Raw genomic sequence first — 24,811 nt, forward strand, 5'->3', positions numbered from 1 at the left:
AATGGTGCAATTGACGAATATACGATTTGGTATCGATATAGACGGGACAGTAACATCCCCTACTTCTTTGCTTCCCCATATTAACGAAGCATTTAAATGTAATTTACAGCTAGAGGATATAAAAGAATATGATTTAACAAAGGCGTTTCCTGTAAGTGAGAAGGATTTCTATGAATGGTTTAAGAAAGCAGAACCTATCATTTATGCTACTTCGCCTATTCAACCAGATGCACACGCTGTATTATCGGCTTGGAAAGAAAAATACGAGTTATATTTCATTTCCGCTCGTGGAGATAATGTGATGGATATTACGTTAGATTGGTTCAAACAACAAGAACTGTTATACGATCACATTGAGTTAATAGGAACACATAACAAAATTGAAACTGCTCGTAAACATGGTGTTCACGCATTTTTCGAAGACAAACATGATAACGCAGTAGAAATTAGTGAGGAACTTGATATTCCAGTGTTATTATTTAATACTCCGTATAATCAGTTGCCAGTTCCATCTCGCGTTATCCGAGTAAATAATTGGATTGAAGCGAATAAATGGATTGAAAAGGAATTTTCAATGTCAATAAAATAAATTTAAGGCTAACCTCTCAGAGGTTAGCCTTTTTTATAGATAAGTAAATATAGTTAATCATGTTGCGGATTAACTGATACTACTGCTTTCTATTTCGCCAGGAGCAGAAATCAACATTGTTCGGATTTCGCCTAGAATATAATTTGTAGTAGGGAGTTAATTTGATTTTCGTTTATTACCCGACAAAGCTGCGCAAGTTCATCTTGAGACAGGTTTTTCCTTACGTTCCCTTGTCATTATATTTCACATATAAACACCTCACAATATGTCAAACATGTTTAGCAAAATATCAAAAAAATAGTGCAAACCATATGCTGGTTTACACTACTTTTTATTAATGACATGAAGGGCAATTGCCGTAGATTTCAAATTTATGATTTTCTATCTCGTATCCAGGTATTGCATTTTGTAGTACTTCCATTGGACAAAATGGAATTTCTTTAATGTTACCGCAGGACATGCAGATGAAATGGTGATGATGATGATCAGCCTCACACTGCATTCTAAAATGTTTCTCCCCTGTTAACTCAGTTTCTTCTAAAATCCCCAAATCTACAAATGTGCTTAAATTTCTATAAATTGTATCATAGCTCATCCCAGGATGTTCTTTTTTCATCACATTAAGAATGTCTTTAGCTGTTATATATTTTTCTGTTTCTGAAAAAATACTGAGTATTTGCTCACGTTTATCTGTTTTTTTAAATCCTTCATTTTTAAGAATGTCCCATGCTTTTTCTATATTCACCCTGAAACAGCTCCCTTGCTCCCTATCTTTTTCGATAAAATAGTTAGAAGTAAAATGATAATCGATGTAACTACAATTGTTCCACCTGGTGCTAAATCTAAATAGAATGCACTAACTAAACCGACAATAACAGACAACTCGCCGAATATTACAGATAGCAGAATCGCTTGTTTAAAGCTTTTTGAAATACGCATAGCAGCAGCAACGGGTAATGTCATAAGTGAGGATACAAGTAAGATACCAACAATTCGCATAGACCCTGCAATAACTAATGCAGTCACAATCATAAATAAAACATGAATCCATTTAGCTGGAAGACCTGATGCTTTCGCATATTCCTCATCAAAAGAAAGCACAAATAATTCCTTAAAAAATAAACTTAAAAATAATATTACAATAAAAGTAATACCAATAATAATCCATAAATCCTGACGACTTACTGCCGATACAGAACCAAATAAATAACTAAATAAGTCAGAACTAAATCCCTCTGCTAATGAGATAAAAATTGCACCAAAACCAAGACCAGCAGACATGATTATTGGTATAGCAAGTTCCTCATAGTGTTTATATAATCTTCTTAATCTTTCAATAAACAACGAGCCGGTTACCGATGCTACAATTCCTAAATACAGAGGGTTTAATAAAGCTAATGCCCCGAAGGTTTGGCTTAAATATAGGCTACCAGCAATACCTGCTAAAGTAACATGGCTCAATGCATCTGCTATTAACGAAAGTCTGCGTACAACGATAAATACACCTAATAGTGGAGCAATAAAACCAATGATTAAGCCTGAGGCAAAGGCATTTTGTAAAAACTCATACTGAAAAATAGACTCAATCATGATCTTACCTCACTTTGATGATCGACTTTACGAACTGCATGTCCATACCAAGCCTCTAATTGTTCGTCACTCATCTGATCCATTTCATTTTTAAAGCCGTGAAAATGAATTCGCTGATTTAAACAGGCCACGTGACTAATACTTTTGGATACTGCATCGACATCATGTGTAACTAAAACAACCGTAATATTATGTTCCCGATTTAAATGACTTAACATATTATAAAACGATTTTACATTTTTGCTATCTACTCCTACTGTTGGCTCGTCTAATATCAATACATTCGGATTACTGATCAACGCTCTTGCGATAAAGACTCGCTGTTGCTGCCCGCCGGAAAGGTCACCTATATTTTTCATAGAGAATTCATCCATACCTACTGATTTTAATGCTTGCTTCACTTGTTTATCAACATTTGCAGGATAACGATGAAATAATCCTGTTTTCTTTACCAAACCACTTCTTACTACCTCTGTTACAGTAGCTGGAAAACCAGTATTAAATGAATTTGATTTTTGTGAAACGTACCCAATGCGCTCTTTATCCTTAAACTGAGAGACCGGCTTTCCAAAAAGAAGTACCTCTCCTTTTGTCGGTTTTAATAGCCCTAGTATTATTTTTAATAATGTGGATTTCCCAGAGCCATTCGGTCCAATAATTGCTAAAAAGTCACCTTCTGCAATCGTTAGATTAATGTCGATTAACGCCTTTGTTTGTTCATATTGGTACGAAATATTATTTAAGCTGATAAATGGGGTTCCCATTATTATTCCTCGATTCTAATTAAGAATGATTACGATTTACAAGTTTTTAGTATAATCCATAATGCACTATGTGTAAATAAAAATTGCTTGAAAGGATGTTTTTCTGGATATCCATAAATTTATTCAACAGCTTCAAACATGTACATTAAAGGAATTTAAAACAATTGTAAGAGGTTTCGATATACAATTGTCAGACAGAGAGTTGAAAAGTGTCCATCCACTATTAAAAGAAATTTCACTTTCCTGGCTTGTTTTTGGAGTACCACTCGCAATTCAACAAAAATTGATTCAAATACTTGGAGAACAACGTGCAATGGACCTTTATAAAGAAATAAAAGAAAAAGCACCATCTTCTTTTGGCTAAAAGAAGATAATGCCTTAAAATTTTTTACCGTATTAACGGTCAGACCGAATGGTTTAACTAATAGTCAGTGGGGATGAAACCCCCACTGATTGAGGTTTCACTTTAACGTAATGCATCAATAGTTTCTGGATTAAACTGTTTTGTACGAAGCATTTCAATCTCATGTTTGTATGGGGCTTCTTTTGATTTAGCGTCTACGCCAACAAATGGTGTTTCTAAAATTTTCGGCAGTTCCATCAATTGTGGATGATGCACGATATATTGTAATGCCTCAAATCCAATTTCACCAAAACCGATATTCTCATGACGGTCTTTTGCTGCACCACATACATTTTTACTATCATTGATGTGAAGTACTTTTAAACGATCAATACCAATTATTTTATCGAACTCATTTAGGACACCATCAAAATCATGGACGATATTATAACCAGCATCATGAATATGACAAGTATCCATGCAAATGGATAATCGATGATTGTTTACAACCCCATCTATTATTTGTGCAAGTTCATCAAATGTTCGACCACATTCCGAGCCTTTTCCAGCCATTGTTTCTAAAGCTATTTGAACAGGGAATTCGGTTGCTAGTACTTCATTTAAACCTTCAACAATTCTAGCGATACCAGCATCTGCACCGGCTCCTACATGGGCTCCTGGGTGCAAAACAATTTGACTGGCACCTATATGCGCAGTTCTTTCAATTTCTTTTTGTAGAAACTCTACACCAAGCGCGAAAGTTTCCGGTTTTGTTGTATTTCCTAAATTAATAATATAAGGAGCATGAACGACGATATTGGACATCCCATTTTCTTTCATATGTGCAATACCAGCTTCAATATTCAATTCTTCAATTGGTTTTCTTCTGGTATTTTGTGGTGCTCCTGTATAAATCATAAATGTATTTGCACCATATGATGCAGCCTCTTTACTCGAACCCAGCAGCATTTCTTTTCCACTCATAGAAACATGTGAACCTAATAACATGATAGCAACTCCTTATTTCTTACGGTTTTTAATACGTCTCTCTCTTTTCTTCACTTTATCCATTTCCCATTTCATATTACGCTTGTAGCCAGGTTTTACCTTTTTAGGCTTACGAACTAGGGCCTTAGCTTTTGCATCTATCTCATTTTCATTTTTAGTACGGTTTTTTCGTGCGTGGCGCTCCTTAAGCTCTGACCATTCTCCATTAATCACATCTTTATGTTCGAGAGGAATACCCATTTTCTCAAGACGTACTAAAGCATCCTCGTCCGATGGTTCATATAATGAAATAGCGATACCTGTCATCCCAGCACGTGCTGTTCTTCCTACACGGTGAACGAAAAACTCTAAATCATCTGGAAGTTCATAGTTGATAACATGGCTGACTCCAGGAATATCAATCCCTCGTGCAGCTAAATCCGTTGCAACAATATATTGAAATTCTAGATCATGTATTTGTTTCATCACACGTTTACGATCACGAGGTGATATGTCACCATGTACCACGCCAACTTTAACACCATTACCTTGTAAATAATTTGCTACTTCATCTGCATGTTGTTTCGTATTTGCAAATATAATGGCTAGGTAGGGATTTATACCTTCCATAACATCCAGTAAACGTTTCTTCCTAGATTTACTTCGAACTGGAGTTACAATAAATTCAATACCCTCTGCTACACGACGTTTTTCGCCTATTTTGATATGGACTGGTGAATCCATATATTTCTTTAAGAAAGGTTGTAATTTTTCTGGAATTGTAGCAGAAAAAACATACATTTCTAGCTTCTCAGGCATACGAGACGCAAATTGATCGATTTCATTGATAAATCCAAGATCGAAAGCTAAATCCGCTTCGTCTACAACTAAAACATTTGCAGTATGAACAAGTAACGCTTGCTCTACTGTAAGATCACGAAGTCTACCTGGTGTTCCAACAACAATTTGTGGTTGTGTTTTTAGTTTTTCTATTGAACGGGCTTTGTCCGTCCCACCAATAAATAATTTTGTCTGAATTTCTGTGCCTTCTACTAGCTTGTTCAACTCATTATAAATTTGTGTTGCAAGCTCTCTTGTTGGTGATGTAATAACTGCTTGTACTTCTTTTTTACTAGCATCTATTTTTTCAACAATTGGGATCAAAAAACTATGTGTTTTTCCTGTTCCAGTGTGTGCTTGACCAATCGCACTTTTCCCCTTTAAAACAAGTGGAATCATTTCTTTTTGAATTGGCGTTGGTTCTTGGAAGCCTAATTTTTCAATTGCATCTACTAAAAAAGGCTGAAAACTATAATCTGTATATTTGGACATCCTACGTCACTCCCTCACATTTCTTTATTGTACCACGATTGTACATAAAACGTATAATTTGCATAGAATAGAATAGTCTTTGTTGTTCGAAAGGAGATGAAAAAATGCGCTACCAATCTTTTTATCCGTTCGCCCAAAATCGGGGAAATGATTTTTTTGGCATGTCCAATTCCAGTCCCCAGAATGTTCCGAATAATTCCTTCAATTTTTTTGGAGGTGAACAGGCTCCTCCACCACCTGCACCCGCAGGACCGGCAACTAATTTTTTTAGTCAGTTCCAATCAGCACCCACAGGAGGCTTTCAGCAGGGTCAACCAATGGGCCAACCAATGTCCAAAACTATGGGCTACTTACAAACAGCTGACAAATTTTTAAATACCGCTCAGCAGCTTACGCCTATGGTTAGACAATTCGCTCCTATGATTCAAAACGTTCCAGCTCTGTTGAAATTATATCGTGGTTTTCAGTCTGTTCCAGCTGCTGCAACTGCTACAACTGCAGCTGCCGGTAATGTTAGTGCTTCTGCCGCATCCACAGCCGCAAGAGCAGCTACTTCTTTACCAACCGGAGCATCCATACCTCGAATTTTCCAGCCACCAATTTAAAATTTTGTAATCACCCATGTGCTCCGTTATAATATGAGTATGCTCGTATTGAAGGGAGTTACGTAAAATGAAAGTACAAAAAATTTCGCCTAGGGGATACTGTTACGGTGTAGTGGATGCAATGGTTATTGCTCGAAATGCTGCACTGGACACTTCTCTTCCAAGGCCTATATATATTTTGGGAATGATCGTTCATAATAAACATGTAACAGATGCATTTGAGAAGGATGGAATAATTACTTTAGACGGAGAAAATCGCTTAGATATATTATCGAAGGTTGATACAGGTACTGTTATTTTTACCGCTCATGGTGTTTCACCAGAAGTAAAAGAATTAGCTCGTAAAAAGGGGCTAGTTTCAATAGATGCAACATGTCCGGATGTTACAGTTACTCATGACCTCATAAGTGAAAAAACAGCTGAAGGCTACGATATAATTTATATCGGCAAAAAAGGACATCCAGAGCCAGAGGGTGCAATTGGTGTAGCACCTGACAAGGTCCATCTTGTTCAAACAATAGAGGATGTTGAAAATTTAACAATCTCGACAGATAAATTACTCGTTACCAATCAAACTACAATGTCACAGTGGGATGTTGTGGATCTAATGAAAAAATTAGAAGAGAAATTCCCACATATTGAAGTTCATAAAGAAATCTGTTTGGCTACTCAGGTTCGACAAGAAGCAGTTGCTGAACAAGCTGGTGAAGCAGAACTTTTAATAGTAGTAGGCGATCCAATGAGTAATAATTCTAACAGACTGACACAAGTTTCAGAGGAAATCGCTGGAACTCCTTCTTACAGAATTGGCGACATCTCTGATTTAAAATTGGAATGGTTGGACAATATTTCTCATGTAGCTGTAACTGCAGGCGCTTCCACACCAACTCCTATTGTAAAAGAAGTAATTCAATTTCTAGAAAAATATGATCCAAACGATCCCGAAACTCATGATACAACGAAAAAAACAGTATCAGAAAAAATACTTCCTAAAATTAAAATACCAAAACCGGTAAATCGTATTGAACCCTATACAGTTAAATAGGAAAAGCTGCTCACAATTGAGCAGCTTTTTCTATAGCATTCCATATTAAATTAATTGAAAGGGCTCCGTTGAAATTTTAGAGGGGATGAATTCAACTGAGAGTTTGTTTTGAATGCAAACCTCTGTCATATATTCCGCAACTCCAATTTTCATGATCTGCTCTACATGATGTCCTGGATCAATAACCGATAATCCAACAGCCTCTGCGTCCTGGGCTACATGAAAATATAAATCGCCTGTTATAAATACATCTGCGCCTGCTCTTTTAGCTGTCTGTATATATTTGTTGCCATCTCCACCTAGTACAGCAACTTTCTGAACTTCCTTCGTTAAATCACCTACAACTCTAACGAAAGGTACATTTAATTGCTGTTTGACTACTTGAGCATATGCAGATAAGGTTAGTTTTTCAGGCAATGTCCCAATTCTTCCGAGACCTTTTTTATTTACTTCTGATTCCAACAATAGTAAATCAAATGCGGGCTCTTCATATGGATGATTTGTTAACAATGCTTTTAACACATTATTTTTCATAGAAACAGGAAAAACTACTTCAATTTTATCCTCTTCCACTATTGCTAATTCATTCGCTTGACCAATATAAGGGCTTGCTAAGTCCGAAGGTCTAAACCTTCCTTCTCCAGCTGAGGTGAAGCTACATGAATAATAATCCCCGATTTGACCTGCACCAGCAACACTTAAAGCATTTCTTACTAGATCTGTGGATTCTTTCGGGGCAAATACTGCTAACTTCATCAATTGTTCCGAGGTAGTTTGCTCTAGGATATCTATATTCTCTAATTGCAAAGCAGTAGCGAGTAAATCATTTACCCCTCCCGCGGCGATATCTAAGTTCGTATGTGCAGCATATACAGCAATATCATGTTTTATCAATTTCTCGATTAAAATACCTTGAGGTAAATCTGTTCGCATATTTTTCAATCCTCGATAAATTGGAGGATGATGAGCAATAATAAGCTCACAACCACTTATAATCGCTTCTTCTACCGTATCCAAATTCACGTCTAAGGTAACCAAAACTTTTGTTATAGTTTTATTTAGAGTACCAATTTGTAAGCCTACTGGATCTCCATCGACTGCCAATGATTTTGGTGCCCATTGTTCGAAAAGGGAAATAATATGTTGTCCATTTGTTTCCTTCATCGTTTATAAAGTCTCCTTCACTAAGGCAATTTTAGATTCAATTTCTTGTTTCTTTTGTTGTACCTCAGTTCCTGGTATTTTACTTAGCTCATTTACAATTCTTTGCCACTCATTTAATTCATTGCTCCATTTCTTTTGATAGACAGGAGACTTTTCTTTACTTAAAATAGGACCAACTAATAACTCCTTTTCTGATAACTTCATGCTGCCTTTTTTTAATACAAGAATCTCATAAATTTTATCATGTTCTTCCAGAATTACTTCCTGTTCTATCTTCCATTGTTCTTGAATAGCCCATTCTCGTATAGCTTTGGCATGTATATTAGGTTGTAAAATTAGTGTATCTACTTTGAAAAGTTTCTCTTTTCCAGATTCTAGAATAGATGCTATAAGCGGACCACCCATTCCAGCTATAGTAACTGTTTGAACATTGTCCCCTTCTGAGATTACCTCTAATCCGTTACCGAAACGTACTTCAATATTTTCTTGTAGCCCCTCACTTATCACTTGTTTTTGGGCAGATTCGAATGGACCTTTTACTACTTCCCCTGCAATAGCTTTTGAAATAATGCCTTCATGTACTAAATAACAAGGCAAATAAGCATGGTCACTACCAATATCCGCTAAAATAGTATTTTCTCTCACAAAGGAAGCGACCGTTCTCAGTCTTTCCGATAATTTTTTTGCATTCATTATTACAACACCTCTTCATTATCTATTATAGCAAAAAAGAAAAAAGACCTCGATTCTTTTACAGAATCGAAGGTCTTTTAGTCAAATACTATTCTAAAGATTTAACCCATGCTGCCATAGCGTCAATGTTTTCAGCAGGTACTAAACCAGGTGGCATAGAACCTTTACCGTTTGCTAAAACGTCTTTGACTTCGTCTTCAGACAATGAAGTTCCAACTAATGATGGGCCCATCCCACCTTCATAACTATTACCATGACAACCGATACATTTTCCTTGAGCTAGAGCTTCCGGATCAAATTCACCAGCAGATGCATCTTCTCCACCTTCTGCATGCTCTTCAGTTGCAGCCATTTCTTCTTTGTTACCTACACCGTCCATAGACAAGAAGAAAATTAAACCAATACCAAAAGCCATAATTAAGATAAATGGAATTATTGGATTTCTTTGCATAGTTAACCCTCCCTTTAATACAATCTTTTCTAATATAGAATTAGTCAACATTAATATTGTACTGCATTCTAGGGAAAACTAAAAGTCCTAGGGGAGAAGTTTTCTTACATTGTGACAATTTGGACATAATTTTTCGCGTTTTTTCTACATCTAACAACCAATATGTCGAGCTATTACCATCCTCTGTACTTCAGAAGTCCCTTCACCAATTTCAAGTAATTTAGCATCTCGCATATATCGTTCTACCTCATACTCTTTCATATAGCCATATCCACCATGTATTTGAATAGCTTGATCTGCTACTTCCATTGCAATTTCGGATGCATATAGTTTACACATAGATGCTTCCTTACCAAATGCACGTCCTTGATCTTTTAACCATGCCGCTTTGTGTACCATTGTACGTGCAAGCTCAATTTTCATAGCCATATCTGCCAATTTAAATTGAGTTACCTGGAATTCAGAAAGCGTCTTTCCAAATTGCTTGCGCTCTTTAGAATATCGGAGTGCTCTGTCGAAAGCGGCTTGTGCAATTCCTACTGCCATTGCACCTATGCCAATCCGACCACCGTCAAGTGTTACTAAGAATTGTTTGAATCCATTCCCTTTCTCACCTAACAAGTTTTCCTTGGGCACTCGTACATTTTCTAATACTAGCTCAGTTGTGTTAGAAGCATTCAGCCCCATTTTCTCATAGTTATCTATAACAGTGAATCCTTCTGAATCCGTTGGCACAATAATAGCAGAAATTTCTTTTTTCCCATCTTTGACATCAGTAATAGCTGTTAATGCTAAGTGTTTTGCATAGCTAGCATTCGTTATAAACGCTTTGTTTCCATTAATAACAAAATCATCGCCATCTTCTTTTGCAGTTGTCTGTGTACCACCTGCATCTGAACCTGCGTTAGGCTCTGTTAACCCAAAAGCACCAAATGATTCTCCTGTACAAACTGGAACCAAGTATTTTTGTTTTTGCTCTTCTGTACCAAATAGATTAAGTGGAGCACCACCTAGCGATATATGCGCAGAATAGGTAATACCTGTAGAAGCACATGCTCTGCTCAGCTCTTCCGTAACGATTGCAAAACTAACTGTATCTGCACCTGCTCCGCCATACTCTTCTGAAAACGGTAAGCCCATCATCCCCATGTCGGCCAACTGTTTAAAGATTTCTTTTGGAAATGCTTTCGTTTTATCGCGCTCAATTGCTCCTGGCGCTACAACCTCATCCGAAAACTCACGAATTGTTTTACGGATCATTTTATGTTCCTGTGTCAAATCAAAATTCATTTCTTCCATCCCCTTTGTAAATAAAAACGCTTACATTTCTATTATACTAAAAATATAAGAAATTCAAAGATTTATTATAAGAAAAGCGAAAGCATCCTCTAAGACCAAAACTTGTTTCTATCGTTTTCAGTGGGCTTTGGACAGATTGGTTTCAATTTTATTACCGTTTGATTTTATAGAGAGGCTGGTCATGGCTCACGTCACGACAACCTCTCTTTTCTCGGTAATCTTATACCTTTCTGTCCGCCGCCCTCCTACAGTCTTTAGAAACAGGATCGAAATATTTTTAGGAAGAAGGAAAGAAACTCTTTCCTTCACACAGAAGAAGCGCTTGAAGATACAATTTCATGCACCCCCTATCTATTGAATAAATACTTACTATTTCTCTATATGTCCACTATTCTTAAAGCAAAACTACTTTCTTAATCACATTGGTAGGTTATTAAAATCCATGAATGCTATTTGGATGACTACATAATTTCTACTATTATCCTGGAAAATGCAATGCTAAATCTTATTGTTGATTACTACACCATTTATTGACTGAAGTGTATAGCACCGACTCCAGCAGGAAAAGTACGAACTGAAAGCCCCGCAGAAACTTTTTATGGAACAAATACTCAAAACGCCCCTTCGTGATCAACATCCTTTTGGCCCGAATAGATTGAAGCCGTTCTGAGCGGAAAACGTCCGCCTGAAACGGGAATCAGAAGTATTATTAGATAGATTTAATCATTAAAGATATGTGTATACGTAGATCATTGAGTTCAGACGCCAAAAATTTATACTTTTTAATCCTATAAAAAATACCAACAATCAGTCACATATGTGAATAATTGTTGGCATATTATAGATATTGTTGTTTTATGTAATGTGATTAAATGAAAATAAAATAACCAATGATTAATAGCAGTCCTAATATCCCGGAAATACTAAAATACACTAGCTTCAGAAGTAATCCAGAAAATAGCCATAATAGACAATTTCCAAAGATTAACCCGATCAATACTAATGGATCATCTCCGAAGTATATATCCCATACTTTAAAGGATAATGCTAATAACAATAGAGCCGAAAATACAAATAGTAGTGGCGCCATTATAGATTTATTTTTTACTAGTTTAATAGCTATGTATAAAAAGGATAGAATAGCAATTGCGACAAGAATAATAGGTATAAAAATTGCTGTTGTAACGACAAACATGGATGCTAATAATAATGCGGTTAATATACCAATTACTGAATATAGTATTACTTTATACTTTTGTTTTTTTGCTAATACTGCCTTAGAGGCATTCTCCACTTGTTCGTCTTCCTGATTCTCTCCTTGGGCGTATAACGCCAAAAGAAAATCACAATAATGTTCGGGTAGAAGCCTGTTTTTTTTCCAAAAAGCAATTTCATTCATTATAATTTGCTTACGCTGCAGCGACATATCTAGTCCTCTTTTCATCTGGTAAAACCAGTATTATAGGATTTATAGAATATAGAAAAAGACATCCGCAGTGGATGCCTTCCATTCTATTCTAAAAAGTCTTTCAGACGTTTACTTCTAGAAGGGTGACGCAGTTTTCGTAGTGCTTTTGCCTCGATTTGACGAATACGCTCACGCGTAACTCCAAATACTTTTCCAACCTCTTCAAGGGTTCTCGTACGACCATCATCCAGACCGAAACGCAAGCGCAACACGTTTTCTTCTCTGTCTGTTAGTGTATCTAAAACATCTTCCAATTGCTCTTTGAGAAGCTCGTAGGCAGCGTGATCAGAAGGAGACTGTGCATCTGCATCTTCTATAAAATCACCTAAATGAGAATCATCCTCTTCTCCAATAGGAGTTTCTAAAGAAACAGGTTCTTGAGCAATTTTTAATATTTCACGAACTTTTTCTGCTGGCAAGTCCATTTCTTCCCCAATTTCTTCCGGAGAAGGTTCACGACCTAAATCTTGTAATAATTGGCGTTGAACTCGAATTAATTTATTTATTGTTTCTACCATATGCACAGGAATACGGATTGTTCTAGCTTGGTCTGCAATTGCACGTGTGATTGCTTGACGAATCCACCATGTTGCATAAGTACTGAATTTGAATCCTTTACGATGATCAAATTTCTCTACAGCTTTGATGAGCCCCATGTTACCTTCTTGGATAAGGTCTAAAAATAGCATTCCGCGCCCTACATAACGTTTTGCAATACTTACAACTAATCGAAGGTTTGCTTCCGCTAGACGTTTTCTAGCTTCTTCATCCCCTTGTTCAATACGCTCAGCAAGAGCAACCTCTTCAGAAGCTTTTAATAGGTCTACTCGCCCTATTTCCTTCAAGTACATACGAACGGGGTCATTGATCTTAACGCCGGGTGGGACACTTAGATCATTTAAATCAAAGGTCTCTTCTTTCCCTTTCATTAAACGATCTAAATCTTCCTCATCACCATCTTTACGGCTAAGTTCAATATTTCTACCTTCAAGATTGTCAATGAACTCTTCGATTTGATCAGATTCAAGTTCGAAATGGGCTAATTTTTCCGCAATATCATGATACGTCAGCTCACCATTTTTTTTACCTAATTCGATTAATTGTTTTTTTGCCTCGTCTAATGATAATTCAATTTCTGATTCTTTTGTACGTTCGGACTTGTCCGCCATAAGAATTCCTCCTTTTACTACCGGATAGTTACTCTAAAGTTCCCAAAGACTTTCTCAACTGTATCGCTTCTTGAGCCAGTTCCAACGCTTTGGAAATATCACTCATTTTTTCTGCTTCTTTTGCTTCATGTAACTTACGTGAAATACGTAGTTCAATCCGGTATTTTCGTATATGGCGCAAACAGTCCATGACTTCCTCTGTTTCATGCTCTGGATCACGTTCTGAGAGCGCTGCTTCCATTACTATTTTTCTTAATTCCGCATCATTTAATACTTCTAAAAAACGTTGATAGTCACCATCTGGATACTCTTCATAAAATCCAGTTAATCGAACAAATACAACTTCATAAGCATCTCTGATAAAACATTGATCTTCTAAATTCCTTCTTGCAATATCAATTACGCTAGGATTATGAAGCATATGGGAAAGTAATATTCGCTCTGCTCTTTCGTCTGCGGATATCGATTTCTTGATCTTCGGCATCTCAGGTTTAATTGTTAAAGGAGTAGAAGACTCATGCTTAGATTGTTTTGCTATTTTCCCTTGAATTTTACGTAAATGCTGGTAAATAGCTTCTTCTGATACATTAGTTTCTTGTGAAAGTTGACGAATATACAAATCACGTTCAACTGAAGAACTTCTATCACTCAGTATTTCCAATATCTCTTGGATATACTGTAAAGTATCATTTTCATTATTAAAATTTTTGTCTCTTTTTGAAACAATCATCATAAATGACAAATAGGAATGCGGCTTTTCAATAATCTTTGTTCGAAATGCTTCTTCCCCATAATTTTTAATATAGTCATCCGGATCCATTGCATCTGGAATAATTGCAATTTCCGTTTGTATTTGATGGGCTTGCAATGCTGTAGAAGCTTTTTTAGCTGCCTCCATACCGGCACGATCGCCATCAAAACAAAGCGTGACATGAGAAGTAAGTCTATTTAGTTTGGTTATATGAGAAGACGTCAATGCGGTACCCATAGTTGCAATTCCATTCTCGATACCTGCCTTAGATGCAGCAATAACATCTAGAAAACCTTCAAATACGATCACATTACGTTGTTTTCGAATGTCTAATCTTGCTTTATCTAAATTATAAAGCACCTGGCTTTTTTGGAATATTGGAGATTCTGGACTATTTAGATACTTAGCTTCATTTTCATTCTTTTCAAGTATTCTACCGGAAAAGGCAATAACATACCCAGTTTCATCAAAAACTGGGAACATAATTCTCCCACGAAACCGATCGAAATACTTTAATTCATTTTCTTTTCGGATAATGAGACCAGTTTTCTCAATTTCTTGTAAATCCATACCTTTACGTTCAAGTAACGTAGTTAATGCATCCCATTTTGGCAGAGACCACCCTATTTTATACTTTTCGATAATCTCTTTAGAAAACCCTCTTTCTTCGAGATAATGTAATGCATTTTCTCCTTCCTCTGTATGAAGCAGTAAATGATGAAAATAGTCACTTGCAAACTCATGCGCTTTTTTCATTAAGGAAATCTCTTTTGACACAGGTGCTTTTGACTCTGTATCGCCAGAAGAACTTTCTTCAATAGTCAAACCAATTCGACTACCAAGTTTACTAACAGCATCTTGAAAAGAGAGATTTTCAATATCCATTAAAAATGTAATTACATTCCCACCAGCTCCACAACCAAAGCAATGAAAAATTTGCTTTTCATGTGTTACTGAAAAAGATGGTGTCTGTTCACCATGAAAAGGACATAGACCAAAATAGTTTCGACCTCTTTTGGTGAGTTGAACATATTCGCTTATGACGTCGACAATATCATTGTTATTTCTAACTTGTTCGATTACCTCTTCTTCTATACGACCCGACACTTTTTCACCATCTTTGCTTGCTACTTTAATAATTCGTGAAAGGAAAGAAAAATCCTGCAAGAATCGACAAAAAAATCATAGAAATAATTTCATAATAGTTATTTTCCACAAATAACTATTATAAAACATTTTAAACTATTAATCTATCTTTATATATTCGATATACAATAGAAAAAACCTTTTCACAAGTGTGAATCGGTTTAAAAATCTTCCAAATTATTTTTGTTGAATATGATTGATTACTACATTAGCAGTTTCTTCCACCGCTCTGTTCGTCACATCAATTACTATACAACCAATTTTTTTAGCGATTTTCTCGAAGTGGATAATTTCCTCATTGATTCTTTCTATTTTAGCATAACTTGCATCATCATTTAAACCAATTGCTTTTAATCTTTCTTTTCTAATAAAATTAAGTTTTTCTGGAGTAATGACTAATCCAACACATTTAGCTGGGTCTACTTGGAAAAGTTGCTCTGGTGGTTCAACTTCTGGTACAAGTGGAACGTTTGCTACTTTAAATCTTTTGTTCGCCAAATACTGTGACAATGGCGTTTTAGAAGTTCGTGATACCCCTATAAGAACTATATCGGCTTGGAGTAAACCTCTAGGATCTCTTCCATCGTCATATTTTACTGCAAATTCGATTGCTTCAATTTTTTTAAAGTAGTCTTCATCTAACTTCCTTACCAAACCAGGTTCTTCAAAAGGTTTTTCATCTAATTCTTTTTCAAATAGATTAATAACCGGCCCTATTAAATCGACAGACTCTAAATTGTATAACTTACAATACTCTATTAATGCTTGACGCATTTGAGTTTGCACAAGTGTATACAAGATTATAGCTCCTTGCTCTTTAGCAAGTTCTGTAATTTCTTTAATATGGTCTAAAGAATCAATATGAGTAAATCTCTTGAATTTAGTATGCTGTAGACCAGGTCTAAACTGACTTATTGCCGCTTTTGCTACTAGTTCGCCCGTTTCTCCAATGGAATCCGAGACTATAAACAGGTTTAGCATTTTCATCGTTTCACTCCTTATAGATCGTGGTCATCGGCTAAAGATAAAAAGGCCCGGGTAATATTAGTTTTTGTAATTCTACCAATAACTTCTAACCCTTCTTTACCTTCTTTTACAACTGGTAATGAATCGATTTGTCGATTCATTAATTTTTTGGCCACTTCAAAAAGTGTATCCTCTTTCAAACAATATGTGATATTAGGCATTCTTGTCATAATCATATGTACTGGAATTTTGTTCAAATCTTGGTTACCAATACTTGTACGTAAGAAATCTTTCCTAGAAAGAACTCCTGAAAGTAATGAATTTTTATCTAATACAAATAATGATCCTACATCCTCTAAGAACATATGGCATATAGCATCATACACAGTCATGCCTTCATCAACAACTACTGGTATAGATTGAAAATCCTTCACCATCATTTGCGCTATATTATCTGAAATAGCTTGGCTTGTTTTTTTGCCAGAATAAAAGTACCCCACACGTGGACGAGCATCTAGAAAGCCTGCCATCGTTAATATAGCTAGATCTGGACGTAATGTGGATCTAGTTAAATTAAGTCGCTCCGCAATTTGTTCGCCAGTGATAGGACCGTTTCCTTTTACTATGTCCAAAATTTCATTTTGCCGTTTGTTGAGTTCGATTGGACTCACCGCCTCAAAGTGTTATACTTCATACTGAATTATTATATACTATTTCCTAGGTGATTGCGAAGTAAAGTAGCTCGTGATACAATAGCTACAAATAATAAAGCGTTGAAGAGCATTATAAGTACTACACCATAAGCGAGTGGCGACAGTGAAAGCCCACATTGTAGGAAAACGGCAGCTCAGAGCTTATGCTTTTAAAGAGGATTGTTTTTTAACAATCAATCGGGGTGGAACCGCGGGTTAATAACTCGTCCCCGGGCACAATTGCCCGGAGGCGAGTTATTTTGTTTTCCGGGTAAAACACAAAATTTTATGGAGGTTTTCAAATGACAATTACAATGGAAAACGTAGTTAGTTTAGCAAAACAAAGAGGTTTTGTATTTCCTGGATCTGAAATTTATGGTGGTCTAGCTAATACATGGGATTACGGTCCCCTTGGCGTGGAACTAAAAAACAACATCAAAAAAGCTTGGTGGAAAAAATTTGTTCAAGAATCACCATATAACGTAGGTTTAGATGCAGCTATTTTGATGAATCCAAAAACTTGGGTAGCATCCGGTCATATTGGTAACTTTAATGATCCAATGATTGACTGTAAAAAATGTAAATCACGTCACCGCGTAGATAAAATTATTGAAGATGCACTAGACAAAAAAGGTATTGAAATGGTAATTGACGGCCTTTCATTTGAGAAAATGGAAGAAATCATGAAAGAGCACAATGTTGTTTGTCCATCATGTGGTGCTTTCGATTACACAGAAATCCGTCAATTCAACTTAATGTTCAAAACGTTCCAAGGGGTAACAGAAGCTTCTACAAATGAAATCTTCTTACGCCCTGAAACTGCACAAGGTATTTTTGTGAATTATAAAAACGTTCAACGCTCTATGCGCAAAAAAATGCCATTCGGAATTGCACAAGTAGGTAAAAGTTTCCGTAATGAAATTACACCTGGTAACTTCACATTCCGTACTAGAGAGTTCGAACAAATGGAACTAGAATTCTTCTGTAAGCCTGGCGAAGATATGGAGTGGTTTGAATTCTGGCGTAATTATTGTAAAGAATGGCTCTTAAACCTAGGTGTGTCTGAGGATACTATTCGTTTACGTGACCATTCGGAAGACGAGCTTTCTCATTACTCAAACGCAACAACAGATATTGAATATAAGTTCCCGTTCGGTTGGGGTGAGCTATGGGGTATTGCAGATAGAACGGATTTTGATTTAAAACAGCATATGGAACATTCTGGGGAAGATTTCAATTATATTGACCCAGTTACTAATGAACGATATGTACCATACTGTATCGAACCATCTCTAGGAGCTGACCGTGTTACATTAGCATTCCTTTGTGAAGCATTTGATGAGGAAGAATTAGAAGGTGGAGATATTCGTACAGTATTACGTTTCCACCCTGCATTAGCACCAGTTAAAGCTGCAATTTTACCACTTTCCAAAAAATTGTCTGAAGGTGCAACGGCTTTATTCTCAGATTTAAGTAAGCACTTCATGGTGGATTATGATGAATCTCAGTCTATCGGTAAACGTTACCGTCGACAAGATGAAATCGGAACTCCTTTCTGTATCACTTACGACTTCGATTCAGAAACAGATGGCCAGGTCACTGTACGTCACCGTGATTCAATGGAACAAACAAGAATGCCAATTGCCGATGTAAAAGCTTATATCGAAGAGCACTTACAGTTTTAATAAAAATATACTGTCTACTAACTCAATTTTGAGTGAAAAAATGTCAGACTAATAACGCAAGAATGTATGTTCATCAATCTGAACAACATTCTTGCGTTTTGCTTTACCAGTAAAATAAGAAAGATGAATCCATTGAAATGCGTTCTATACGGTTGTGCGCTTGCCGCACGCTACGCATGAGCCTTCAAGAATGGTCGCTGTTGCTCCTGCGCGAAGGTCGTCGCAGCAAAAGCGGCTCGCTCCTTCATCCTTTTTGAAGTTTCATTCTTCGCGCTTCTCCGGCTTGGAAGGCGCACTCCTAGGTAATTGCTCTGAAAATGATGTTTCACATTAAATGTTATCAATCTTCGTTTCTATAACACTCACTCTGCTTAATCTTAATATTAAAATCTACTCACTTATTGATTGGAGTGTAACGCGGCGACTCCAGCGGGAACAGCGAGAAAGTCGAAACCCCGCAGTGAGCAATTTAAAGGAACGAAGGCTAAGAACGCCACCTCGTGTGGCAACGCCTTCGTGACCAACATCCTGTTGGCCTGAGGAGGCTCGACCTCGCCCGCGGAAAGCGTCCGCGTGAAACGGAGATCATAGGTTTACTATCACTTCACTATGACTTACCTTCTTTGATCATCGTTCCTATAACACTTACTCTACTACATCACAAAGTTAAGATTCACTCACCTATTGATTGGAGTGTAACGCGGCGTCTCCAGCGGGAACAGCGTTAGGTGAAGACCCCGCAGCGTAGCGAGGAGGCTGAGGCAACGCCCGCGGAAAGCGTCCGCGTGAAACGGAAATCACAGCTATACCTAATTAATCCTATATTTAATTTACACAAAAAGATTATATCTCCGGTGCATACAACAAAAAATCCAAGCCCAAAGAATTATTCTTCTTCGGGACTTGGATCTTCTTTTTTAGGTGTGAAAAACTCTGGGGTTTTCTCCATTTGATCTAAAAAATTTTGTGACTTTAATCTTATACCTACTTGTTCACTATAAATAGTTCGGACAATTTTTTTGATAAAGCCCTTTGTTTCTTTTTTGAGTGTCAGCTTACCTACCTGATCAATAGGAACTGTATAAAAGGTTCGGATAAGCTTCACCTGAGATGGAGAAAGCCTTATGATATATGGGTCAATTGAAAAACATCGATGACAAAGAAATCCTATTTGAGAAAAAGAAAAAGCAAATTCTCCATCTGTTGCACCGCAATTCGTACATTGGTGAAGAGTTGGATAAATACCTGCTGTAGGGAGAAGCTTCCATTCCACAAACAAACTGATTGCCTCTGGATCATATTCCTCTGAAATTGCATGTAACGCCTGCTGCAAGATTTCGAATAACTGCGGCTTCGGCGATTCATCATCGATTAACTTATCTACTAATTCCATTATAAAACTTGCATATGCTGTAGCAAAAATATCTTCTCGAATAGATCTCATGGAGTCAATAATTTCACCTTGCTGCAAAGTACCCATTCCTCTTCCCTGCTGAATCAAAAAATAGCCGTACGTAAAAGGCTGAGAGATTGAAGCTAAACGGCTCGTTGGTTTCTTTGCCCCTCGAGCCATAGCTGCTCGCTTCCCTAATTCACGTGAAAAAATGGTAACAATTTTGTTGGATTCGCCATAAGAAGAAGCTCGTAAGACAATACCCTCTACTTTTTGTAGCAATTGCCTTCCCTTCTTTCTTAGTACTCGTCGTCTCTAAAACCATAATCTTTCAAATGGGCTGATTTATTTCGCCAATCTTTTTGTACCTTTACCCAAAGCTCTAAGTACACATTTGTTCCTAAAAGCATTTCGATATCCTTACGTGCTCTTGTCCCAACTTCTTTAAGTAAAGCACCTTTTTTACCGATGACAATTCCTTTTTGGGAATCTCTTTCTACTACAATCGTTGCAGAAACACGAATCATATCTTTTTCCGTATCTTCTTCTTTTTTAATTTTATCAATTACAACAGCAATTGAATGCGGAATTTCTTCTCTCGTTAAATGTAAAACTTTTTCACGAATTAGCTCTGAAATGATAAATCTTTCTGGGTGATCCGTTACTTGATCGGCTGGATAGTATTGTGGTCCTTGTGGTAAATATGATTGAATTGTTTCAAGTAGTTTATCTACGTTATTACCTTGCAGAGCAGAAATTGGAAGAATTTCAGCGAAGTCATATTTTTTTGTATATGATTCAATAATATCAACTAATTTTTCAGGATGAACCTGGTCAATTTTATTGATCACAAGAAATACTGGTGTTTCATTTTTTTCTAGCATCTCCATAATATACTCGTCGATTTTCCCTCTTGGTTCTACTGCGTTTACCATGAACATAATTACATCTACTTCACGAAGAGTATTTTTAGCAACCTTAAGCATAAAGTCACCAAGCTTATGTTTTGGAATATGAATCCCCGGTGTATCGATGAAGATCATTTGACTGTTATCTAGAGTTAGAACACCTTGTACTTTGTTTCTAGTTGTTTGAGGCTTGTCACTCATAATAGCAATTTTTTGCCCAATTACACGATTTAAAAATGTAGACTTCCCTACATTTGGTCTACCTATTATCGATATAAATCCTGATTTATAATTCTCATTGTTTTGCAGCATAATCTAAATCCTCCGTTGTAAAGGCTCCAGGTAATAATTCTGCAACCGTTGTTTCCGATACATTTCCCTTTAAATTTGTTAAGTAAACAGGCATATCTTTATCACAAAATTCAGCTAAAACTTGTCTACATGCTCCACAAGGAGAAATGGGTCCTTCTGTATCGCCTGAAATTGCAATAGCAGCGAACTCTTTTTTCCCTTCAGATACCGCTTTAAAGATTGCAGTACGCTCTGCACAATTTGTTAACCCAAACGATGCATTTTCAATATTGCAGCCATGAATTACTTCTCCATCTTTTGTTAAAAGTGCTGCTCCTACTGGAAATTTCGAATATGGAACATACGCTTTTTCTCTTGCTGTTTTGGATGCTTCTAATAACATTTCTTTATTCAACTAATTCACCTCTATAATATGATACCCGACCATTTCGGGATAAATATGATTAAACCAACAATTACAGTACAAATAGCATATATCAAGCATGCTCCCGCAGCAAAATCTTTTGCTTGTTTAGCTAACGGGTGTAATTCCGGTGTTACCAAATCAACGACACGTTCTATGGACGCATTTATTAATTCTATCATGAACATACCAAAAATCGATATAACAATGATTATCCATTCTATTCGCGATAAACCTGTCATCCATGCGGCTATCGCAACAACCATTGCAGCAAATACATGAAACCGAAAATTTTGTTCACTTTTTACTACACTATAAATTCCATTTGCAGCATATATAAACGACCGAAAAAATTTACGTAAGTTCATGGCCTTCACGCTTCAAACCAAAAGCCTGTAGAATAGATTCTTGTAAGCCAAACATTTCTTTTTCTTGCTCTTCCGTCCCATGATCATACCCTAATAAATGTAAAAATCCATGAACCGCTAAAAAGCATAACTCTCGTTCAAAAGAATGCGCATAAGATTCAGCTTGTTCAGTTGCACGTTGTACAGAAATGATAATATCTCCTAACATTGTCGGAATATCAGCGTCCAAAATTTCTATTTCTCCTTCACCCATTTCCTCCATAGCAAAGGAGATAACATCGGTTGGAACATCCTTATTGCGATAGGTTTTATTAATCTCTTGGATAGCATCATTCGACACAAATGTTACACTAACCTCACTGCCTTCTTTAACCGAAAGCTGTTCTCCAGCTGACTGCAATACTTTTCCTACAAGAGCTAAGGTCTCCTCGGGTACAGAGTTTGTCTCATCCATCAAATCTAGTTCTAGCATATTTTTAGCTCCTCACTTCATTATTTGGGATATTCAATCCGCGAGTGGAATGTTCCATTCATCGTTGTACAAAAACTTTCTTCCATTTTCTTTATTTCCTTCAAAGATAGATCACATTCATCGAATTGCCCATCTAATAATTTATCTTTAATAATAGACTGTATCATTTTTTGAATTTTATCAGCATTTGGTTCCTTCATCGAGCGAACAGCCGCCTCTACACTATCAGCTACAGAAATAATCGCGATTTCTTTTGTTTGCGGTTTTGGACCTGGATAACGGTATTGCTCTTCTTTTACATTACTATTTGTTTCTTTTTCTTTAAAATAAAAGAATTTCAACAAACTTGTACCATGATGTTGCGCTGCTACATCTACGATTTCTTTCGGTAATTTATGTTTCCGCAAAATCTTCGCACCATCCACCGCATGTGCAATAATAATATCTCTGCTTGCTTCTGGTGACAAATTATCATGTGGATTATAACCGTTTACTTGATTTTCGATGAAAAATCCTGGTCGATTTGTTTTACCTATATCATGATAATAACAACCAACTCGTGCGAGTAATCCATTAGCACCAACTACTTCACAAGCAGCTTCTGCTAAATTGGCCACCATTAAACTGTGGTGATATGTGCCGGGTGTCTCGGTTAATATTTTCTTCAACAAAGGATGGTTAGGATTGGATAATTCAATGAGTCTCATAGTAGATAGTATGCCAAAGATAGATTCAAAGAAAGGTAGTATCCCAATAGTCATAGCACCAGATAGTACCCCAGACAGCATAGCTGCTCCAATATAAAATAATATATCTGTAAATTCATAGGATGCCTTCGTCATTAGTAAATAAAATATGATAAACACAATATTAATAGAAGAAACGATGAGACTAGACCGTAATATTTGGGAATTTGTATGCATCCGTTGCATCGCGAAAATACCTGCAACCCCTCCAAATAATATGTATAACGAAGCTTCCATTTGAAATACGTTTGTATAACCTTCTTGAAAGATAATACCAGCATATGCGGCAGACACAAAATTAGAAATATAAGCTGCACGTTCATTTACCAATAAATAAACAAGCATCGCAACCATCGCTGTAGGAAATAAAAACACTATAATTACATCAAAATTATATGCTACAGACTGAATCACCTTCATCATTAGTACTGATAAAATGACACTAAAAGCAACAACGATTAAATTTTTTGAGTTGTTTATAGTCTTTTCTTTTCTAATAATTGTTTGTCCGAATAACACCCACATCGTTAGTCCTACAAATACAGCCACCCCAAGATATGGCTTATAGGACGACTTATTTGTAAGCATACCAAGCAACTCAAGCTGTCGATAGACCTCTCTATCAATAATTTCACCCTTTTGAACAAGTATTTGCCCCTGAAGTATACGAGTCGGCTCAACGCTTGCTTTTGCCTGTTCTATACGTTCCTCCGTTAGATTCTCATTTACTACCTCTGTTGCAACAATTGAGGTTTTTGCAATACTTGCGAGTACATTTTTATAATCTTGTGAATAAATAAAAGTGTTATTTACTTGCTGACCAACTTTCTCTTTTGCAATAGATATATTTTCCAATCGAATTGGTTCACTTAAGATTGTCTCCACAAGTTCAGATAACTTCTTTTTTGAATCATCCAAAATGATATTATTCTGTTTTATTAGTATGGCTAACATATCATCGTTAAGAGGTACATAACTCGCATTCTCTGCCAATTCTTCCATATCTTTTTTCAGTTTGGCTACTAAAGTAGCTGTTGTATCCTCTTCTGGATTTGCATTTTCTTTTACATGCAAGACACTATCAAAAATAGACTCTGTTATTGCCGCTTGATTAGCAGAGGTTTCGTCTTGAAATTGATAAACAGCAGGAACCTCCTGCTCCGTTTTTTTACGTTCTTCTTCTGTTTTCACAGTGTCTTCCATTGTTTTAACTGCTCTTATTGTATCAGGTGAAAGCTGGAACAACTGAAAATCATACTTACTTTCCTTTACATTTCCGATTAATAAAAAGAACAAGCATATGGCTGTAATAATAGTGACGATGAAAGGGAGATACTTATGATTTCTCCATTCTCTCCACTTTATCAGGATTTTTTTCATTTATTCTCATCCCCCCCACCAACTGGTTATTCCATTATACCTTATTCTTTTCACAATTCACTAATATTTCCCTAATACAAAGAAGCAACC

Annotated in this window: 25 protein-coding genes; 5 read left to right on the forward strand and 20 right to left on the reverse strand. The window is 36.4% G+C overall.

Going from position 1 to position 24,811, the window contains the following annotated elements:
• Positions 1-10 precede the first annotated feature (10 nt).
• A complete protein-coding gene (locus tag KD050_RS02150; protein ID WP_211894637.1) occupies positions 11-589 on the forward strand; it encodes a hypothetical protein in 579 nt (192 codons plus the stop codon).
• A 334-nt stretch (positions 590-923) separates the two neighbouring features.
• Here KD050_RS02150 and KD050_RS02155 read toward each other — a convergent pair whose 3' ends face one another.
• From KD050_RS02155 to KD050_RS02165, 3 genes are read right to left on the reverse strand one after another with little or no spacing between them, the layout of a single operon-like run.
• A complete protein-coding gene (locus tag KD050_RS02155; protein ID WP_211894638.1) occupies positions 924-1,334 on the reverse strand; it encodes a Fur family transcriptional regulator in 411 nt (136 codons plus the stop codon).
• Positions 1,331-2,179 (reverse strand): metal ABC transporter permease, encoded by an 849-nt coding sequence (locus KD050_RS02160; protein WP_211894639.1) that lies wholly within the window; start codon positions 2,177-2,179, stop codon positions 1,331-1,333. The genes KD050_RS02155 and KD050_RS02160 overlap by 4 nt, the downstream gene beginning before the upstream one ends.
• A complete protein-coding gene (locus KD050_RS02165) occupies positions 2,176-2,943 on the reverse strand; it encodes a metal ABC transporter ATP-binding protein (RefSeq protein WP_211894640.1) in 768 nt (255 codons plus the stop codon). Before KD050_RS02165 ends, KD050_RS02160 begins: the two co-directional genes overlap by 4 nt.
• Before the next feature lie 187 nt (positions 2,944-3,130).
• Here KD050_RS02165 and KD050_RS02170 point away from each other — a divergent pair, with 187 nt between their 5' ends.
• Positions 3,131-3,307, forward strand: coding sequence for a hypothetical protein (locus tag KD050_RS02170; RefSeq protein ID WP_211894641.1), 177 nt, complete (start codon positions 3,131-3,133; stop codon positions 3,305-3,307).
• A 102-nt stretch (positions 3,308-3,409) separates the two neighbouring features.
• Here KD050_RS02170 and KD050_RS02175 read toward each other — a convergent pair whose 3' ends face one another.
• Together KD050_RS02175 and KD050_RS02180 are read right to left on the reverse strand one after the other, a co-directional pair.
• The gene (locus KD050_RS02175) at positions 3,410-4,294 is read right to left on the reverse strand and encodes a deoxyribonuclease IV (RefSeq protein ID WP_211894642.1); all 885 of its coding nucleotides are present in this window, start codon (positions 4,292-4,294) and stop codon (positions 3,410-3,412) included.
• Between the two features lie 12 nt (positions 4,295-4,306).
• The gene (locus KD050_RS02180) at positions 4,307-5,605 is read right to left on the reverse strand and encodes a DEAD/DEAH box helicase (protein ID WP_211894643.1); all 1,299 of its coding nucleotides are present in this window, start codon (positions 5,603-5,605) and stop codon (positions 4,307-4,309) included.
• Between the two features lie 104 nt (positions 5,606-5,709).
• Here KD050_RS02180 and vrrA point away from each other — a divergent pair, with 104 nt between their 5' ends.
• Positions 5,710-6,210, forward strand: coding sequence for a VrrA/YqfQ family protein (gene vrrA / locus KD050_RS02185; RefSeq protein WP_211894644.1), 501 nt, complete (start codon positions 5,710-5,712; stop codon positions 6,208-6,210).
• Positions 6,211-6,277: 67 nt separating this feature from the next.
• Positions 6,278-7,255: a 4-hydroxy-3-methylbut-2-enyl diphosphate reductase gene (locus tag KD050_RS02190; protein WP_211894645.1), complete on the forward strand. Its 978-nt coding sequence runs from the start codon at positions 6,278-6,280 to the stop codon at positions 7,253-7,255.
• A 45-nt stretch (positions 7,256-7,300) separates the two neighbouring features.
• Here the strand turns inward: KD050_RS02190 and KD050_RS02195 are convergent, their stop codons facing one another.
• From KD050_RS02195 to KD050_RS02235, 9 genes are all read right to left on the reverse strand, one after another.
• On the reverse strand, positions 7,301-8,419 hold the full coding sequence (locus tag KD050_RS02195) for a Nif3-like dinuclear metal center hexameric protein (RefSeq protein WP_211894646.1): 1,119 nt from the start codon (positions 8,417-8,419) through the stop codon (positions 7,301-7,303).
• A gap of 3 nt (positions 8,420-8,422) precedes the next feature.
• On the reverse strand, positions 8,423-9,112 hold the full coding sequence (locus KD050_RS02200; RefSeq protein ID WP_211894647.1) for a tRNA (adenine(22)-N(1))-methyltransferase: 690 nt from the start codon (positions 9,110-9,112) through the stop codon (positions 8,423-8,425).
• An 88-nt stretch (positions 9,113-9,200) separates the two neighbouring features.
• Positions 9,201-9,563: a cytochrome c550 gene (cccA, locus tag KD050_RS02205; RefSeq protein ID WP_211894648.1), complete on the reverse strand. Its 363-nt coding sequence runs from the start codon at positions 9,561-9,563 to the stop codon at positions 9,201-9,203.
• Positions 9,564-9,713: 150 nt separating this feature from the next.
• Positions 9,714-10,853, reverse strand: a complete 1,140-nt coding sequence (locus tag KD050_RS02210; protein WP_211894649.1) for an acyl-CoA dehydrogenase family protein — start codon at positions 10,851-10,853, stop codon at positions 9,714-9,716.
• Positions 10,854-11,730: 877 nt separating this feature from the next.
• The gene (locus KD050_RS02215) at positions 11,731-12,288 is read right to left on the reverse strand and encodes a hypothetical protein (protein ID WP_211894650.1); all 558 of its coding nucleotides are present in this window, start codon (positions 12,286-12,288) and stop codon (positions 11,731-11,733) included.
• An 86-nt stretch (positions 12,289-12,374) separates the two neighbouring features.
• Entirely contained in the window at positions 12,375-13,499 is a 1,125-nt protein-coding gene (gene rpoD / locus KD050_RS02220; RefSeq protein WP_211894651.1) for an RNA polymerase sigma factor RpoD, read from the reverse strand.
• A 28-nt stretch (positions 13,500-13,527) separates the two neighbouring features.
• On the reverse strand, positions 13,528-15,357 hold the full coding sequence (dnaG, locus tag KD050_RS02225) for a DNA primase (RefSeq protein ID WP_211894652.1): 1,830 nt from the start codon (positions 15,355-15,357) through the stop codon (positions 13,528-13,530).
• A 216-nt stretch (positions 15,358-15,573) separates the two neighbouring features.
• Complete coding sequence (locus KD050_RS02230) at positions 15,574-16,383, reverse strand: pyruvate, water dikinase regulatory protein (protein ID WP_211894653.1); 810 nt, start codon at positions 16,381-16,383, stop codon at positions 15,574-15,576.
• Positions 16,384-16,394: 11 nt separating this feature from the next.
• Positions 16,395-17,033: a transcriptional regulator CcpN gene (locus KD050_RS02235; protein ID WP_211894654.1), complete on the reverse strand. Its 639-nt coding sequence runs from the start codon at positions 17,031-17,033 to the stop codon at positions 16,395-16,397.
• Between the two features lie 323 nt (positions 17,034-17,356).
• Here KD050_RS02235 and KD050_RS02240 point away from each other — a divergent pair, with 323 nt between their 5' ends.
• Positions 17,357-18,739: a glycine--tRNA ligase gene (locus KD050_RS02240; RefSeq protein ID WP_211894655.1), complete on the forward strand. Its 1,383-nt coding sequence runs from the start codon at positions 17,357-17,359 to the stop codon at positions 18,737-18,739.
• 886 nt (positions 18,740-19,625) lie between these two features.
• On the opposite strand, the gene recO is transcribed toward KD050_RS02240, so the two are convergent.
• The 6 genes from recO to KD050_RS02270 are packed head-to-tail and all read right to left on the reverse strand — an operon-like array spanning position 19,626 to position 24,721.
• Positions 19,626-20,414, reverse strand: coding sequence for a DNA repair protein RecO (gene recO / locus KD050_RS02245; RefSeq protein WP_211894656.1), 789 nt, complete (start codon positions 20,412-20,414; stop codon positions 19,626-19,628).
• A gap of 17 nt (positions 20,415-20,431) precedes the next feature.
• On the reverse strand, positions 20,432-21,352 hold the full coding sequence (gene era, locus KD050_RS02250) for a GTPase Era (RefSeq protein WP_211894657.1): 921 nt from the start codon (positions 21,350-21,352) through the stop codon (positions 20,432-20,434).
• On the reverse strand, positions 21,336-21,734 hold the full coding sequence (locus KD050_RS02255) for a cytidine deaminase (RefSeq protein WP_370627216.1): 399 nt from the start codon (positions 21,732-21,734) through the stop codon (positions 21,336-21,338). Before KD050_RS02255 ends, era begins: the two co-directional genes overlap by 17 nt.
• 23 nt (positions 21,735-21,757) lie before the next feature.
• The gene (locus tag KD050_RS02260; RefSeq protein ID WP_211894659.1) at positions 21,758-22,123 is read right to left on the reverse strand and encodes a diacylglycerol kinase; all 366 of its coding nucleotides are present in this window, start codon (positions 22,121-22,123) and stop codon (positions 21,758-21,760) included.
• Positions 22,110-22,595 carry an rRNA maturation RNase YbeY gene (gene ybeY, locus KD050_RS02265; protein ID WP_211894660.1) on the reverse strand — a complete coding sequence of 162 codons (486 nt, stop codon included), beginning with the start codon at positions 22,593-22,595 and terminating at the stop codon, positions 22,110-22,112. Before ybeY ends, KD050_RS02260 begins: the two co-directional genes overlap by 14 nt.
• 20 nt (positions 22,596-22,615) lie before the next feature.
• On the reverse strand, positions 22,616-24,721 hold the full coding sequence (locus KD050_RS02270) for an HD family phosphohydrolase (RefSeq protein WP_211894661.1): 2,106 nt from the start codon (positions 24,719-24,721) through the stop codon (positions 22,616-22,618).
• Positions 24,722-24,811 lie beyond the last annotated feature (90 nt).

Source organism: Psychrobacillus sp. INOP01, assembly GCF_018140925.1.
Classification (GTDB): domain Bacteria; phylum Bacillota; class Bacilli; order Bacillales_A; family Planococcaceae; genus Psychrobacillus.